This is a genomic window from Mesorhizobium sp. LNJC394B00, from assembly GCF_000502555.1.
Taxonomy (GTDB): Bacteria; Pseudomonadota; Alphaproteobacteria; order Rhizobiales; family Rhizobiaceae; genus Mesorhizobium.
In genome coordinates, this window is the sequence record NZ_AYWH01000003.1 from 288,549 (window position 1) to 301,630 (window position 13,082).

The 13,082-nt window shown below is 62.7% G+C and carries 15 protein-coding genes and 1 pseudogene; 12 read left to right on the top strand and 4 right to left on the bottom strand.

Going from position 1 to position 13,082, the window contains the following annotated elements; translation table 11 throughout:
* Positions 1 to 45: 45 nt before the first annotated feature.
* Positions 46 to 963 (bottom strand): DMT family transporter, encoded by a 918-nt coding sequence (locus tag X751_RS148345; protein ID WP_023684172.1) that lies wholly within the window; start codon positions 961 to 963, stop codon positions 46 to 48.
* Between the two features lie 129 nt (positions 964 to 1,092).
* Between X751_RS148345 and X751_RS0133480 the strand changes: the two genes are divergently transcribed.
* Positions 1,093 to 1,530, top strand: coding sequence for an Lrp/AsnC family transcriptional regulator (locus X751_RS0133480; RefSeq protein WP_023704892.1), 438 nt, complete (start codon positions 1,093 to 1,095; stop codon positions 1,528 to 1,530).
* On the opposite strand, the gene X751_RS148340 is transcribed toward X751_RS0133480, so the two are convergent.
* Positions 1,487 to 1,984 (bottom strand): GNAT family N-acetyltransferase, encoded by a 498-nt coding sequence (locus X751_RS148340; protein WP_023728625.1) that lies wholly within the window; start codon positions 1,982 to 1,984, stop codon positions 1,487 to 1,489. The genes X751_RS0133480 and X751_RS148340 overlap by 44 nt on opposite strands.
* Positions 1,985 to 2,215: 231 nt before the next feature.
* On the opposite strand from X751_RS148340, the gene X751_RS148335 reads away from it, so the two are divergent.
* Entirely contained in the window at positions 2,216 to 2,986 is a 771-nt protein-coding gene (locus X751_RS148335) for a sulfite exporter TauE/SafE family protein (RefSeq protein ID WP_023668765.1), read from the top strand.
* 7 nt (positions 2,987 to 2,993) lie between these two features.
* Here X751_RS148335 and X751_RS148330 read toward each other — a convergent pair whose 3' ends face one another.
* Positions 2,994 to 3,545, bottom strand: a complete 552-nt coding sequence (locus X751_RS148330) for a DUF2269 family protein (protein WP_023711980.1) — start codon at positions 3,543 to 3,545, stop codon at positions 2,994 to 2,996.
* A 310-nt stretch (positions 3,546 to 3,855) separates the two neighbouring features.
* Here X751_RS148330 and X751_RS148325 point away from each other — a divergent pair, with 310 nt between their 5' ends.
* The 6 genes and pseudogenes from X751_RS148325 to X751_RS1000000168615 all read left to right on the top strand — a co-directional run bounded on the left by X751_RS148325 (position 3,856) and on the right by X751_RS1000000168615 (position 8,466).
* Positions 3,856 to 4,236: a hypothetical protein gene (locus X751_RS148325; RefSeq protein ID WP_023668767.1), complete on the top strand. Its 381-nt coding sequence runs from the start codon at positions 3,856 to 3,858 to the stop codon at positions 4,234 to 4,236.
* Positions 4,237 to 4,621: 385 nt separating this feature from the next.
* Positions 4,622 to 5,152: a DUF1465 family protein gene (locus X751_RS148320; RefSeq protein WP_023688956.1), complete on the top strand. Its 531-nt coding sequence runs from the start codon at positions 4,622 to 4,624 to the stop codon at positions 5,150 to 5,152.
* Positions 5,153 to 5,219: 67 nt separating this feature from the next.
* Positions 5,220 to 5,726, top strand: coding sequence for a crossover junction endodeoxyribonuclease RuvC (gene ruvC, locus X751_RS148315; protein ID WP_023688957.1), 507 nt, complete (start codon positions 5,220 to 5,222; stop codon positions 5,724 to 5,726).
* A 10-nt stretch (positions 5,727 to 5,736) separates the two neighbouring features.
* On the top strand, positions 5,737 to 6,357 hold the full coding sequence (ruvA, locus tag X751_RS148310) for a Holliday junction branch migration protein RuvA (RefSeq protein WP_023684176.1): 621 nt from the start codon (positions 5,737 to 5,739) through the stop codon (positions 6,355 to 6,357).
* A 43-nt stretch (positions 6,358 to 6,400) separates the two neighbouring features.
* The gene (gene ruvB / locus X751_RS148305; RefSeq protein WP_023688958.1) at positions 6,401 to 7,438 is read left to right on the top strand and encodes a Holliday junction branch migration DNA helicase RuvB; all 1,038 of its coding nucleotides are present in this window, start codon (positions 6,401 to 6,403) and stop codon (positions 7,436 to 7,438) included.
* 136 nt (positions 7,439 to 7,574) lie between these two features.
* Positions 7,575 to 8,466: pseudogene (locus tag X751_RS1000000168615) on the top strand (metallophosphoesterase).
* 144 nt (positions 8,467 to 8,610) lie between these two features.
* On the opposite strand, the gene X751_RS148300 reads toward X751_RS1000000168615, so the two are convergent.
* The gene (locus X751_RS148300; protein WP_023711979.1) at positions 8,611 to 9,861 is read right to left on the bottom strand and encodes a cellulase family glycosylhydrolase; all 1,251 of its coding nucleotides are present in this window, start codon (positions 9,859 to 9,861) and stop codon (positions 8,611 to 8,613) included.
* A 65-nt stretch (positions 9,862 to 9,926) separates the two neighbouring features.
* On the opposite strand from X751_RS148300, the gene ybgC reads away from it, so the two are divergent.
* The 4 genes from ybgC to X751_RS148280 all read left to right on the top strand — a co-directional run bounded on the left by ybgC (position 9,927) and on the right by X751_RS148280 (position 13,047).
* Complete coding sequence (gene ybgC, locus X751_RS148295; RefSeq protein ID WP_023711978.1) at positions 9,927 to 10,397, top strand: tol-pal system-associated acyl-CoA thioesterase; 471 nt, start codon at positions 9,927 to 9,929, stop codon at positions 10,395 to 10,397.
* Between the two features lie 312 nt (positions 10,398 to 10,709).
* Entirely contained in the window at positions 10,710 to 11,420 is a 711-nt protein-coding gene (tolQ, locus tag X751_RS148290) for a protein TolQ (RefSeq protein WP_023673844.1), read from the top strand.
* Between the two features lie 9 nt (positions 11,421 to 11,429).
* Entirely contained in the window at positions 11,430 to 11,882 is a 453-nt protein-coding gene (tolR, locus tag X751_RS148285) for a protein TolR (RefSeq protein WP_023673843.1), read from the top strand.
* Positions 11,883 to 11,889: 7 nt separating this feature from the next.
* Entirely contained in the window at positions 11,890 to 13,047 is a 1,158-nt protein-coding gene (locus X751_RS148280; RefSeq protein WP_023711977.1) for a TonB family protein, read from the top strand.
* Positions 13,048 to 13,082: the final 35 nt, after the last annotated feature.

The following is a 13,082-nucleotide window of genomic DNA, read 5'->3' on the forward strand; positions in this document are numbered from 1 at the left end:
AGATGGCTTTGGTTTACGATAGCCCGCAAGAAGACGCTCTGCCGCTCATTTGACGGCTTGCGGGCTTTCGACCGTTGGTTTGGCTTTCCACAAAGTCCAGCCGAGGTTCATGCCGGCGGCGGCGACCAGGATCGCGGCGGCGCCGACGAGCTGGGCCGGATGCAGCCGGTGGCCGAAAGCCATGACATCGACCAGGATCGCCACGACAGGATAGATGAAGGACAGCGACCCCTGCAGATGCGTCGGCAGTTTCTGGATGGCGGCGTACATCAATATGTACACCAGGCCCGTGTGAACGACGCCAAGCGTGGCCAGCATGGCCCAGCTCCAGGCATCTGCGGGCAAATGCGAGAGGTTGGCGAAGGGCGCCAGCATGACGACGCCGACGCAGACCTGGATCAGCGCGATCAGATGCGGCGGGGTGCCCTTGAGCTTCTTGGCGACGATTGCCGCGACAGCCCAGAAGAAGGCCGCTCCGAGCGCCATGACGATGCCGATGACATAATCTGTGCCGGTTATGCCGGAACCGACACCCGCATCGGGCCCTGTCTGCACGATCAGCAGCATGCCGGCGAAGGCGATGCCGAGCCAGGTCAGCTTGGCCAGGGTCAGCCGCTCGCCGAAGAACAGCGCGCCGAAGCCGACCAGCATGAAGGGCTGCGTGTTGTAGACCGCCGTGGCAATCGAGATCGAGGCGCGGGAGAAGGCGCTGAACAGCAACAGCCAGTTGATGACAATGGCCGCGCCGCCAAGAGCGGCGATGGCAACAATGCGCAGCGTCAGCCTGCCGCGCAGCAGCCCGAGTGCCGCGCAGGTGATCAGCAGCGCCACCGCTCCGAAAGCGCAGCGCCAGAACACCACGTCCATGACGGGCTGGCCCGACATGACGACAAACCAGCCGATCGTGCCGACGATCGTCATCGCCGCCGTCATCTCGATCGTGCCGCGTACCGTGTTGTCCATGACAATACCTCTATCTGTTGAGGCCATAATCTCATGCCGCCTTGAGGGTTTATATGCCTTATGAAAGGTGATAAGCGCACAACACCTTATTTAATAAGGCGCGCGCTGCCCTTTTGCTAGGAGATGAAAATGCTGGACGAGTTGGACAGAAAGCTTCTCGACATCCTGATCCTGGATTCGCGGACTTCGTTGAAGGATCTGGCGCAGCAGGTCGGGCTGTCGTCGCCGAGCGTCTCGGAACGGCTGCGGCGGCTCGAGGAACGCGGCGTCATCCGCGCCTTCACCATCGAGATCGACCCGGAGGCGCTGGGGTTTCCGCTGCAGGCGATCGTGCGGGTGCGGCCACTGCCGGGCAAGCTGCACATCGTGCAGAAGCTGATTGAGGAGATCCCGGAATTCGGCGAATGCGACAAGGTCACCGGCGACGACTGTTTCGTGGCCCGGCTCTACGTGCGCTCCATCGGCGAGCTCGACAAGCTTCTCGACCGCATCGCCGACAAGGCGGAGACCAGCACCGCCATCATCAAGGCGCAGCCGATCCGGCGCCGTCCGCCGCCACTGAATTAAGCTCCAGCTTGTAGCCGATGTGGCTGGCCTTGAAGCCGAGCCGGTCATAGAAGCGATGCGCGTCCTGGCGGCTCTTGTTGGTGGTCAGCTGGACAATCTTGCAGCCGCGTTCACGGCACTGTTCGACCGCCCATTCCAGCAGACGCTGTCCCAGCCGTTCGCCGCGGCGGTCCGCGGCGACGCGCACAGCCTCGATCTGGCCGCGCAAGGCGCCCTGCAGCGACAGCCCGGCGAGATAGCTGATCTGCAACGTGCCGATGACGCGGCCGCTATCCGTCATCACGGCAAGAAACTGGTTGGGGTCGGCGTCGATGGCGGCAAAGGCGTCGCGATAGGCCTTGGCGAGTGGCTCGGTCGCATCCTCGCGGCTGCGGCCAAGCGGATCGTCGGCGAGCATGGCTACGATGGCAGGCAGGTCGGCCGCTTCGGCGCGGCGGATGTGGGGTTCGCTCATTGTCAAAAACCTGGGGTCAAAAACCTGGGGTCAAAACCTGGGGCCAAAACCTGGGGTCAAAACCTGATGTGCATCGGACGGCGCCCTTATGCATCGGCGGCGATCTTGCCGTAAATCCGGAACCGTCGCTTTACGCACAGTTGATCGACACGGCCGGCATTTTCCCGGTCGCGGCGCAAGGGTTTCTGGGCTATTGCAGGGCAACCGTCTTCCCTCCAGCATTTCCAGTTCATGTCAGGTCTGCTCGCCGATCCGTGGTTTTATGCCGCCGCCATTCCGGCGGTGATACTTGTCGGGCTGTCGAAAGGCGGCTTCGGCGGCGCTGTCGGCTTCGTTGGCGTGCCTTTGATGGCGCTGGCCATGCCGCCGGTGCAGGCGGCGGCCATCCTGCTGCCGATCCTGTGCCTGATGGACATCGTTTCGGTGTGGACGTGGTGGGGCGTCTACGACAGAAAGATGCTGGTCGACATGATGCCGGGCGCGGTGATCGGCATTGGGCTCGGCTGGCTGACGGCAGCGCTCGTAACCGAAGAGATGGTGCGGCTGATCGTCGGCGCTGTCGCGCTGATCTTCGTGCTGCGCTGGCTCTATCTCCAGTTCCGCCACGGTTCCGACCATGCGGCGGCGCCCAACCGCATCGCCGCCGCCTTCTGGGGCACCGTCGCCGGCTTCACCAGCTTCGTCGCCCATGTCGGCGGGCCCCCCTTCCAGGTCTATGCGCTGCCGATCCGGCTCGATCCGAAGGTGCTGTCGGGGACATCGGCGATCTTCTTTGCCGCCACCAACGCGCTGAAGCTGATCCCCTACTTCGCGCTTGGCCAGTTCGACACCGCCAACCTGACGGCGTCGGCCGTGCTGATGCCGCTGGCGCCGCTGGCCACCATCGCCGGCGCCTGGCTGGTGCGGCGCATGCGGCCGGAGATTTTTTATCCCTTCACCTACGCGACCGTGGCCGTGGTCGCGGTCAAGCTGCTTTGGGACGGGATCGCCGGCCTGCTCTAAATCCCGCTCAGGCGGCTGCCGGTTTGGTTCGCGGGGCGCTCGCAAAGGTCAGCGATGCACCACCAACGACCACGACCGCCATGGCGCCGAGAGTGGCGATGTCGTGCGCGGTCGGCTTCAGCACCATGTCGGCGACGACGACGATCATGATGACGAAATCGAACTTGACGATCCGTATCATGCGGCGCCCAAACGATATGGCAGCCGGGGTCATGCCGTCCGCGGCAAGCATTGTGGCAAGCTTTTCGAACGAAGGCTTCAGCACGAGGATACCGGTCAGAAACGCGGCGGCGTAGCCGCAAAGGCCGATGACGACCCAAAGGTCGGAGAAGCCGGTCCATAGCGAAGTCAGCACCAGACCAGAAGCGAGGGTCGCGATAGACGCCGGCACGAACAGACGCAAGCCGAGTTTGTCCGTCGTTCTCAGCATGACCATCAGCGTCTCGTCGTCGCCGTCGCGATCGGCGAGTATCGAAACCAGCAGCATGGCGAAACCGCCGCCGAGCCAGAGGATCGCTGCCATGACATGCAGGAATTTGAAGAGAGAATACCAGTCCATTGCCGCTCCTTGTGCATCGTTCCGGGGGTAAACGCTGCTTTCGCGCGTCTGCTTCCGAAGGAGGGCGGATTATCTCCGTACATGTATCCAGAAGATGCCGCGTGGGTGCCGGCTTGTTGCGGTGGCGCCGTCGCCGGATTTTACCGCCAGCCCGCACAATACCCGGCATTTGCCGGATAGACGCCGTGTCGGCATTGGCTGGTTCGCGGCATGATCCTGAAACCTGCGGGGACTAAGCCGCTCGCGACCGACGCTCCATTTTGGCCGCGCGCGGTCGGACCAAGTCTGCAACAACCAACGAGGGTATCCCATGCAAGGCGTAGCACGAAATTTCTTCACCCTGGCCGTCATCTATTCCCTGTGCGGCATGGCGCTCGGCCTGCATATGGCGATCTCCAATGACCATGGGCAGATGCCGACCCACGCGCACACCATGGTGGCGGGCTGGCTGATGTCGGCGGTGTTTGCTTTCTTCTACCACCTGTTTCCAGCGGTCGGGCAAAAGACGATTGCCGTCGTGCATTTCTGGCTGACAGCAATCTGCGGAATCGCACTGATGATCGGGCTTTACTTTGAACTTGCCGGCCATCCGGAGATCGAGCCGGTGCTGGCTTCCTCCTCGATGGGCTTTTATGCGGCAATGCTGCTGTTCGCCTTCATTTCCTTGCCGGCTGTATGGAAGAAGGCATGAACAAGCTGACGACCAGGCTTCGGGGGCCGTTGTGCTGACACGGCACAGAAGGGCAGCGGTCGAACAAGAAATATCCGCGCGTTAAGGGTTCATTAAGCTTTACAGGTGTTTACTATGTCCATCCAGTGATCTGGATTCTTACCGAGTGGTTGGAGCCACTTCGTTTGACGCCTCCCTGTTAAACTCCTGAGAGCCGCCTTATCCGCGGCTCTTTTTTTGTCTGCTTTTGGTCCGCTTGGCGCCCCTGCGCAGGCGTTAACCGTTTGTTAAACATGTGCTTGCCTTCGCCGGCGGCGAAGCGCATTTTCAAGCTTCAGTCATCTAGGGTGCCGGCGTGACGGCGATGAAGCCGAATCAGCCGACGGGGCAGTGCAGGGGCGTATCGATGAACGAGCCTTCGAAGGGCAGCGCGAAAACCATCAAGCTGGCGGAACGCCGGGTTTTCTCCCAATCCTTCAAACCGCTCTACCAGGAAGGCATGGGCCTGGTTGAGCAAGCAGCGGAATATCTCGACGGCAAGGGCCGGGCCGAGGCCAAGAAGCTGTCCAGACTGGCGGCGACGCTCTATGCGGCCGAATCGATGCGGCTGACCACAAGGCTGATGCAGGTCGCCTCCTGGCTGCTTTTGCAGCGGGCGGCAAATTCCGGCGAGATGACCCGCGACCAGGTCGCCTCGGAAAAATCCAAGGTGCGTCTCGACACCGCCTCGGCGCATGACGAAGCGGTCGGCTGGGGCGAACTGCCGAAGGATTTCCTCGACCTCGTCACCCGCTCGCTGCGCCTGCAGGCGCTGGTGCGCCGCATGGACGAAGAGATCTATGGCGGCGCGTTTGCCGAGACGCCGGTAACAGGCCGCCGCGCCAATCCGGTTTCCGACCAGATCACGCTGCTGAATACGGCTTTCGCTCGAGGTTAAACGCTTCCCGTTTCCGGTTTGTTCACATTTCCCTGACATCGCTGTGCGCCGGAGGTAGACTTCGCGCATGAGGGAAGCGATTCGCATTATCGGTATCGATCCGGGGCTGAGGCGCACCGGATGGGGCATCGTCGAGAGCCTCGGCAACTCGCTGCGCTTTATCAGTTCCGGCACTGTACGCTCCGACGACAAGGCGGCGCTGGCGACACGGCTCTGCCAATTGCATGACGGGCTGGCCGAGATCCTGCATGCGGCCATGCCGCAGGAAGCGGCCGTCGAGCAAACCTTCGTCAACAAGGATGCGGTGGCGACACTGAAGCTCGGCCAGGCGCGCGGCATAGCCATGCTGGTGCCGGCGCTCGCCGGCCTTGTCGTCGCCGAATATGCCCCCAATGCCGTCAAAAAGGCGGTGATCGGCGTTGGCCATGGCGACAAGAAGCAAATCCACATGATGGTCAAGGTGCTGTTGCCGAAAGCCGTTTTCGACACCGAACATGCCGCCGACGCGCTAGCTATCGCCATCTGCCACGCGCATCACCGGCAAAGCGTCGCCTACAGGATGGCGCTGGCATGAGGGATCACGCATGATCGGCAAATTGAAAGGCACGCTGGACGAGATCGACGAGGATTTCTGCCTCGTCGATGTGCACGGCGTCGGCTATGTCGCCTATTGCTCGGCGCGCACGCTGGCCGCGCTGCCTTCGCCCGGCGAGGCGGTGGTGCTGTTCATCGAGACCTATGTGCGCGAGGACATGATCCGGCTCTACGGTTTCCAATCGGTGCTTGAGCGCGAATGGTTCCGGCTGTTGATGAGCAATGTGCAAGGCGTCGGCGCCAAGGTGGCGCTGGCCATCCTGTCGACGCTGGCGCCGGCCGACCTCGCCAATGCGATCGCGCTGCGCGACATCGCCATGGTCAGCCGCGCGCCCGGCGTCGGCAAGAAGGTGGCCGAGCGCATCGTCACCGAATTGAAGAACAAGGCGCCGGCCTATGCCGGAACCGCCTCCGGCGCCATCGGCCTTAAGCAGGAACTCGGGGAAGGCGTGGCGCCGGCGCCGATCACCGACGCCGTCTCGGCGCTGGTCAATCTCGGCTATTCGCGCGACACCGCAGCCAATGCTGTCGCGGCGGCGCTGAAGACGGCCGGCGAGGACGCCGATGCCTCGAAGCTCATTCGTTTCGGGCTGAAGGAACTGGCGCGGTGAGTGATTGCTTGTCCGGTCCTTTGCCCTGTGCGAGGAAGGCCGCATGAGCCTTTCACCCCGCCTCATTGCCCCGGAAAAGCGCGGCGAGGATGCTGAGCAGACCTTGCGGCCGCAGACGCTCGCCGATTTCGTCGGCCAGGCCGCGGTGCGGGCCAACCTCAAAGTCTTCATCGAGGCCGCCAAGGGCCGCAGCGAGGCGCTTGACCATGTGCTGTTCGTCGGGCCGCCGGGGCTTGGCAAGACAACGCTGGCGCAGATCATGGCGCGCGAGCTCGGCGTCAATTTCCGCTCGACCTCCGGTCCGGTGATCGCCAAGGCCGGCGATCTCGCCGCACTTCTCACCAATCTGGAAGACCGCGATGTACTGTTCATCGACGAGATCCACCGGCTCAATCCGGCAGTCGAGGAAATCCTCTATCCGGCGATGGAGGATTTCCAGCTCGACCTGATCATCGGCGAAGGTCCGGCGGCACGCTCGGTCAAGATCGATCTTGCCCGCTTCACGCTCGTCGCCGCCACCACCAGGCTCGGCCTTTTGACCAACCCGCTGCGCGACCGTTTCGGCATTCCGGTGCGGCTCAATTTCTATTCTGTCGAGGAACTGGAGCAGATCGTGCGGCGCGGCGCCCGCATCCTGCAAATGCCGCTTGGCGACGATGGCGCGCTGGAGATCGCACGTCGCGCCCGCGGCACGCCGCGCATCGCCGGCCGGCTGCTGCGCCGGGTGCGCGACTTCGCCTCCGTTGCCGGCGACGGTCACGTCGACAAGCAGGTTGCCGACGAAGCCCTGACGCGGCTGGAGGTCGACGCGCTCGGCCTCGACGCGCTCGACCGCCGCTATCTCTCGATGATCGCGCGCAATTTCGGTGGTGGGCCGGTCGGCATCGAAACCATCGCCGCCGGCCTGTCCGAGCCGCGCGACGCCATCGAGGACATTATCGAGCCCTATCTGATCCAGCAGGGTTTCATCCAACGCACGCCACGCGGCCGCGTGCTGACCGCCAATGCCTGGCGCCATCTCGGCCTCGACGCACCGAAGGATCTGGCGCAGCAGCAGATCAACCTGTTCCAGGAAGAGTAACGGAGATTTGTCCTCCGGAACGGGCTGTCTGCGCAGAATTTCCTCAAGCCTGCCAGCGTGAAGGCGCATTCCTGGATGCTATCGGGCGTCGTAGTGTCGGCGCGAACTGCTCCGATCAAGCGTCGGAGCCAGAAAAGTGATCACCAGACGCGGGTTCCTGAAATTCGTCGGGGGTTCGTTCCTCTCGCTGGCGTCGCTCAGTGCCTATGCGGTCGGCATAGAGCCGATGCTGTTGACGCATGTGAAGCGCTACCAGCTGACGCCGCCGCATTGGCCGGCGGGCTTGAAGCTGCGCGTTGTAGCACTTGCCGATATTCACGCCTGCCGCCCCTGGATGACGCCTGAGCGGATCGCTTCGCTCGTCGAGGGTGCGAACGTGCTGCAGCCCGATCTGATCGTACTGCTCGGCGACTATATCTCAGGCATGTCCCTGCTGATGCACCGGATGGAAGCCCATGAATGGGCGACGGCCTTGTCAGGACTGAAGGCGCCGCTTGGTGTCCTGTCGATCCTCGGCAATCACGATTGGTGGCACGATCCTTTCGCGCAGCAGGCCGGAGCGGGGCCGACTGTGGCGCGCAAGGGCCGGCATCTCGGTTCTGGAGAACGACGCTGTGCGTCTGGAAAAGAATGGATACGGCTTCTGGATCGCCGGACTCGCCGACCAGCTGGCCCTGTTACCGAACAAGGCCGCAGGCCGCGACAGATTTGAAGGCCTGGACGATCTCGACGGCACGCTGGCCAAGATCATCGACCAGGCGCCCGTCATCCTGCTCGCGCATGAGCCGGATATTTTCCCGAAAGTGCCGGGGCGGGTTTCGCTGACGCTGTCGGGCCACACACATGGCGGGCAGGTCAGGCTGTTCGGCTATTCACCGGTGGTTCCGTCCCGCTTCGGCAACCGTTTCGCCTATGGCCATGTCGTCGAGAATGACCGCAATTTGATCGTGTCAGGCGGGCTCGGCTTCAGCATCGCACCGGTGCGCTTCGGCATGCGGCCGGAAATACTACAGATCGACCTCGGTTAGAGCATGCCGGTATTCAGGTGATGCCGGCCTGCAAATGAGGTGTTCCTGCGCTTCCGGTAGTCACGGACCAAAGTCCGCTCCGTTCCGGTTTTCGGACCCCTCATTTTCGACTCGGCCTGACCTGAATCTCGACATGCCCTAGGGCTAATGGAGCGAGCGGATCGCATCCATCACGGCGGGTTCGGCCTTTTCGCCGTTGAAAGCGTCGACGATGCCGAAGGCGCCGCCAAAACTCCACACCGACCATGAGAAACCATGCGCCTCGGCGCGCGCGATCATGTCCTTGACATAGGCGGCGCGGTATTTGGGCGGCATCACATAGGCATTGCCATACTCCTGGCGGACCATGCCGAACTCGCCAAGTGTGATGTTTTCCGGCTTGATGGCGTTGGCCTTCGCCCAGGCCTCGACCTTTTCGAACGGCGCATCCATGACGCCGAGCAGCTTTTCGCCCGTGTCCATGCTGGCGACTTGTTCATCGAGATAGGCGAGCAGGCCGTTCCGTCTGGTCCACGGCGCCTCGGCTTTTATCTTGGCGCGGATCGCATCCAGCGTCGCATCGAGCTCGGCGCGCGGCACCGCGGTCAGCGGATAGGGCAGGCCGGTGACATAGGGAATGAAATCGCCGGCCCAGGTCGCGCCCTGATGGGTCAGCACGAACGGGTCGTAGGAGTGGAAGGTCCAGATGATGTTGTCGTCGGGGATGGTCTTCGGATCGATCCTGACCAGCGAGGCCGCGTTGGAATAGCAGGCGCCGGTCAGGATCAGCGTCAGCCTGGTAGCCGAGGCGCGCGCGGCCGCGAACAGCTTCTGCTGACGCTCCGGCCAGAGGCTGGTGCCATCGCTGTCGCAGTCGACGATCGGCTCGTTCATCGGCTCGAAGGCGACCTGCGCCGGGTCCTCGGAGGCCAGCGTGCGCGCAATTTTGCGGATGACCTCGACATAGGCGTCGAAGGTGGCGGGATCGTCCATGACCTGGCCCATGCCGATCTCGCGGCCGCCGCCGGCGGGGATCAGGTGCATGTCGACGATCACTTTCAGACCGGCGCGGTTGATCATGCGGGCCGAGTCCCGCACGCTGGCGTAAAGATCGTCGCGCAGCGCCAGCGTCTGGTCCGACATGAACGGCGAGGGATCGACTGGCATGCGCAGGAAGTCGAAACCGGCGGCCTTCAGCGCCTTGAGGTCATCCTCGTGGAGAAACTTGCGCCATTCCGGATAGGGCAGGATGGCTTGTCGGTCGTTCCATTTGTCTTCCCCGACCCAGGTCGTCCACTGGTCGAGGTTGAGGCCGCGCTTGATCGAAAAGCTCGCGGCATGGCCGGGCAGCGCAGACGCCGCCAGCACCAGCAGCGCTGCCATCACGGTCTTGATCATCGCCGTCAACAGTGCCATCCGGTTTGCTGCGCTGGTGATTTTGGCAAGACAGGTGCCCCGCCGGGGGCAAAAAGGAAAGCGCGATGGACGATCATGGTGAATCGGCGGCACTCGCTGCCGGGCTTTCGGGCGCGCTGATGGAATTCGGCCATCGGCTGATGGCGCGGGTCTATTATGCCGACACCGATTTCTCCGGCGTGGTCTATCACGCCCGCTATCTGGAATTCTTCGAGCGCGGCCGCTCGGACTATCTCAGGCTGGCCGGCGTCCACCACACCGAACTTCACCAAGGTAAGCACGGCGAGAGGATCGTCTGGGTGGTGCGGCGCATGGAGATCGACTTCCGTGCACCTGCCCGCATGGACGATATCCTGACCATCGACACATCAACGCAGGATATTTCCGGCGCCCGCATCGTCATGGCGCAGCAATTGAAACGCGGGACAGAGGTGCTGGTCGAGGCAAAGGTCGAGGCAGCGATCATCGGCGAGAACGGCAGGCCGAAACGCTTTCCGAAAGAATGGATCGCGGCCTTTCTACCGAGAGCAAGCTGATATCAAGGTCTGGCGGCCGGCAACGAGCGGCCAATCGGCAGCGCATTCGATTGTGGATGGACGGCCTGCGGCGTCGCTGGGCGCGGCAATGCGCCGCGCCATATTTCCTAACCCATCCTTAACCATAACGGTTCATGAAGAGATCGGTGAAGATTGGAAGAATCCGCGCGCCTTCCTTTCACCAATATTTGCCCTGAAAAGGCCGCCAACGGTGCATTTTGGGGTTAATCCGGAAGCCAAGCGCGAACGGACCACAAGGGATGCCCATGGGCCAGCCGCCAGCGATGCCCGGAAAATCTTAAGGACTGAAGCATGGAAACTACCGCACTCGCCGATCCGGCAGCGCAATTGTCGATTTGGGCGCTGTTCACACAGGCCAGCTGGGTGGTCAAGCTGGTCATGATCGGTCTGCTCTGCGCCTCGGTCTGGACCTGGGCGATCATCGTCGACAAGCTGGTCAGCTATGCCCGCATGCGTCTGTCGCTCAATCGCTTCGAACAGGTGTTCTGGTCGGGGCAGTCGCTGGAAGAGCTCTATCGCACGCTTGCCGACCGGAAGACCACGGGCATGGGTGCGATCTTCGTCGCCGCCATGCGCGAATGGAAGAAGAGCTTCGAGAAGGGGGCCAAATCGCCGCTCGGCCTGCAGACCCGCATCGACAAGGCGATGGACCTGGCGTTGACGCGCGAGATGGAGAAGCTGGAGGGCCGTCTCGGCTTTCTCGCCACCACCGGTTCGGCTGCACCCTTCATCGGCCTGTTCGGCACCGTCATCGGCATCATGACCTCGTTCCAGGCGATTGCCGGTTCGAAGAACACCAGTCTCGCGGTTGTTGCACCCGGCATTGCCGAAGCGCTGCTGGCGACGGCCATCGGTCTTCTCGCCGCCATACCGGCGGTTATCGCCTACAACAAGCTGTCATCCGACGCGAACAAGATCGCGGTGCGGATGGAAGGGTTCTCGGATGAGTTCTCCGCCATACTCTCGCGCCAAATCGATGAAAAAGTAGCGCCTAAGGGCTGAGGTAAGAAGATGGGTATGTCGGTTGGCATGGCAGGACGCGGCGGGCGCGGACACAGGCGGCGCGGCCGCCACCATGCATTGATGTCGGAAATCAACGTCACGCCGATGGTCGACGTGATGCTGGTGCTCTTGATTATCTTCATGGTCGCCGCACCTATGTTGACGGTCGGAGTGCCGGTCGACCTGCCGGAGACGAAGGCCAAGGCTATGAACGCCGACACCCAGCCGATCACCGTTTCGATCGACGCGGCCGGCAAGATTTTCCTGCAGGAGACCGAAATCCCAAGGGAAGAGCTGGTCGCCAAGCTGCAGGCGATTTCCAAGACCGGCTACGAAGAGCGCATCTTCATCCGCGGCGACAAGGCGACCAACTATGGCGCCGCGATGGAGGTCATGGCCCTCATCCAGGCCGCCGGCTACAAGAATATCGGCCTGATTTCACTGCAGCAACAGGATCAGTAGACGCACGATGAAGACCGGCCTCACCACATCGGTGATACTGCATACGGTGGCACTGGCTTTCGGCCTGTTCACCCTGTCGGCGCCGGCCGCGCTGCCGTCTACGGATGTCGAGTCGATAGCGGTCGACATCGTTCCCATGGAAGCCATTGCGCAGACGCTGCAGGGCGACAAGAAGGCGGTGATGCACGAAAAATCGGCGCCGATGCCGACCAAGCGTCCCGACATCGTGCCAGATGCACAGAAAATCGGCGAGAACAGCGTTGATACCGACAAGCCGGTGACGGACGAGCCCAAGCCGAAGCCGGTGGAGAAAACAGCGACGGCTGCTCCGGCGCCGACCCCGACCGAAAAGCCGAAGACCGAGGACACGCCGAAGCCGAAGGAAGCGCCGAAGCCGACACCTGCGACGGAGGTGGCGCCGGAGCCGCAGCCGAAGGAAGAGGTCAAGCCCGAGCCGGTGAAGCAGGTTGAACCGAAGCCGACCCCGGTGAAGGAGCCTGCACCAACACCGCAGCCGGACACGACCGCCGCCATAGAGCCGAAGCCACGCGTGAAGCCCGATGCGGTCGCCGAAGCCATATCGGATCAGCAGCCTCTGGAAGAAGCGCAGCTTCCGACTTCCGCTCCTGCTCCCGAAGCACGGCCGAAGCCGCAGCCGGCGCAGGCCGAAAGCGCGAAGGCTCCGGACCGCAAGGACACCGACAAGCCGGTCAAGGAAGCCTCGTCGAAGCCGAAGTCGGATGACAAGCAGTTCAATGAGGCTGACATCAAGGCTTTGCTCGACAAGCAGAAGCCATCCGGCGGCGGCGCCAAGCGCTCGACCCAGCAGGCATCGCTAGGCGGCGACAAGGATCAAGGCCAGAAGCTGTCGAAGTCCGAGCAAGGGGCATTGGAAGAACAGCTCGGTGGCTGCTGGACCCTCCCGGTTGGGCTTGAGGGTTCTGAGGATTTCACCGTGGTGATCCGTTTCAGCCTGGATGCCTCCGGCAAGCTGGAGGGCCGTCCGACCGTCGAGAAGTCCAGCGGCAACCCCCAATTCGACAGCAGCGCGGTTCGCGCTGTGCAGAAATGCGATGTCGCCGGCCTGCAGGTGCCCGCCGGAAAGCATGACATTTGGTCCGACGTTCGCGTCAACTTCGATCCCAGAGCGATGCTTGGCCTGTAGCCTGAGCACCCAGAAATCAGCAAGAGAAGCGAGAA

Bases quoted from the DNA above. Each gene is read 5' to 3' on its own strand.
- X751_RS148345 (WP_023684172.1), bottom strand. From the start codon at position 963: ATGGACAACACGGTACGCGGCACGATCGAGATGACGGCGGCGATGACG.
- X751_RS148340 (WP_023728625.1), bottom strand. From the start codon at position 1,984: ATGAGCGAACCCCACATCCGCCGCGCCGAAGCGGCCGACCTGCCTGCC.
- ruvC (WP_023688957.1), top strand. From the start codon at position 5,220: ATGAGGGAAGCGATTCGCATTATCGGTATCGATCCGGGGCTGAGGCGC.
- ybgC (WP_023711978.1), top strand. From the start codon at position 9,927: ATGGACGATCATGGTGAATCGGCGGCACTCGCTGCCGGGCTTTCGGGC.
- X751_RS148320 (WP_023688956.1), top strand. From the start codon at position 4,622: ATGAACGAGCCTTCGAAGGGCAGCGCGAAAACCATCAAGCTGGCGGAA.
- X751_RS148325 (WP_023668767.1), top strand. From the start codon at position 3,856: ATGCAAGGCGTAGCACGAAATTTCTTCACCCTGGCCGTCATCTATTCC.
- ruvB (WP_023688958.1), top strand. From the start codon at position 6,401: ATGAGCCTTTCACCCCGCCTCATTGCCCCGGAAAAGCGCGGCGAGGAT.
- X751_RS148280 (WP_023711977.1), top strand. From the start codon at position 11,890: ATGAAGACCGGCCTCACCACATCGGTGATACTGCATACGGTGGCACTG.
- X751_RS148300 (WP_023711979.1), bottom strand. From the start codon at position 9,861: ATGGCACTGTTGACGGCGATGATCAAGACCGTGATGGCAGCGCTGCTG.
- tolR (WP_023673843.1), top strand. From the start codon at position 11,430: ATGGGTATGTCGGTTGGCATGGCAGGACGCGGCGGGCGCGGACACAGG.
- X751_RS148335 (WP_023668765.1), top strand. From the start codon at position 2,216: ATGTCAGGTCTGCTCGCCGATCCGTGGTTTTATGCCGCCGCCATTCCG.
- X751_RS0133480 (WP_023704892.1), top strand. From the start codon at position 1,093: ATGCTGGACGAGTTGGACAGAAAGCTTCTCGACATCCTGATCCTGGAT.
- tolQ (WP_023673844.1), top strand. From the start codon at position 10,710: ATGGAAACTACCGCACTCGCCGATCCGGCAGCGCAATTGTCGATTTGG.
- ruvA (WP_023684176.1), top strand. From the start codon at position 5,737: ATGATCGGCAAATTGAAAGGCACGCTGGACGAGATCGACGAGGATTTC.
- X751_RS148330 (WP_023711980.1), bottom strand. From the start codon at position 3,545: ATGGACTGGTATTCTCTCTTCAAATTCCTGCATGTCATGGCAGCGATC.